At 42.2% G+C, this 1,447-nt stretch carries 1 protein-coding gene; it reads right to left on the bottom strand.

Going from position 1 to position 1,447, the window contains the following annotated elements:
- Positions 1-241 precede the first annotated feature (241 nt).
- Positions 242-946 carry a hypothetical protein gene (locus KG698_RS15250; RefSeq protein ID WP_213686392.1) on the bottom strand — a complete coding sequence of 235 codons (705 nt, stop codon included), beginning with the start codon at positions 944-946 and terminating at the stop codon, positions 242-244.
- Between the last annotated feature and the right edge of the window lie 501 nt (positions 947-1,447).

Raw genomic sequence — 1,447 nt, 5'->3', positions numbered from 1 at the left:
GGATGCTTAAACTTGGCCGTCAGTGGCACTCTCAGGGGCTGTGGTGGGCGATGCGTTTCTAGCCATGCCGTCAGTCCCAGCCTGAGACTGCTGAAGTGCCAGAGAACCAAGCAGCGCGGTTACTCGGTCACGACTTGAAAACGATGTCGTATGGCGTCTACTCTGGCGCCGTTCGTGACGATAATGGCGCGCATTTAATAGATGACGTCGTAGTCAGAAAACTCTGCATTGCGGATAAATTTCATTCTTCTTCCTCCATCGAAATCTCACCATCATTAATCATTCTTGTAGCGCGCGTATAATCTTTTTTCGTAAATTCATCATCGAATTGAAAGTTATTACTAAGCAGTTTCATACGACCATTACACGCAAGAAATTTAAAATAAAAAACTAACTCCTTATGGAGTTTCTCTACCTGACGCTTGGCCTGTACCGCCTCTACCGTTGTGATAAACTCATTTTGTACCGCTTTTTGAACACGTTGCATCGTTTCTGACTTTACTTTTGTGATCATCCGAATTTGTTTCGCGCATACCGCGCTGACCTTCTCGGATAGTTCATCGAGCGTCTCGTCACTTGGCATGCTCAGTGTAATGTGGTACGTCATGTCCTTGAGTTTGAAGTTTTGCAGATCTGCTTCCTCAAGCAACTCTTCAAGAATTGTTTGCGCGCCTGGAATGTTCATCTGTATTTTGAAATGTGTTGGCGGGACTTGGTCGCACATCGTAATCTCGCATATGTCTGCGAGGCGGTACTTCATTTTATCAATTCTTATCGTCTTACCATACAAAAAATTCTCATAATTGTTAATTTGTGTATTGGCTTCTAAAAGCCCTAAATATTCATCTAAGTAGTCAACCATTCGGTTTTTTGCACTATTCGTGTACGTATTTTCATGTTCCCGCTCGTGGAACATTGCCTTTTTTGTCTGACTTTCAATATTCATCAGATGCCTCTTCGGTGCGATCGCTTAAAGGGGGGTGCGGCAGAGAGATAGACTTGCATCTAACAAGATCAAGTTTGAATTAGTGTAGGTGTGGTCCAAATTACTGCCAATAGTGTTATGTGTTTGTCATAATACGAACTTGCGATAGCCGATTGTGAAGATAAATATTTGATTTATATAGTAATTTTCTTATATGAATTTATGTATAGTGAGGCGTTAAAGCGGAAATCGTTATCCGTTCGGTGGCAAGTGTATGCCTTAGCGATGCGCTTGAGCGGTGCGTTTGACAATTATAGGCTGCAAGTCGATAGTATTCTTCAACTTGAAGTAGAAACTGCATTTTTTATCGTATATTTGTGATCTTTTATTTGTTGGGTATCCCCAGCTGAATGGTTTCATCAAGATGTTTAGGGCGTTGAGATGATGAATGGCGAATAAGCGGTACAAGCCTAGATCTCACATCCCGTGAGGTAGTATGGCTGTATCCTGAAAAGCTCTGTA

Source organism: Roseicyclus sp., assembly GCF_018402035.1.
Taxonomy (GTDB): domain Bacteria; phylum Pseudomonadota; class Alphaproteobacteria; order Rhodobacterales; family Rhodobacteraceae; genus Roseicyclus.
This window is presented reverse-complemented; position numbering and strand designations above follow the sequence as displayed.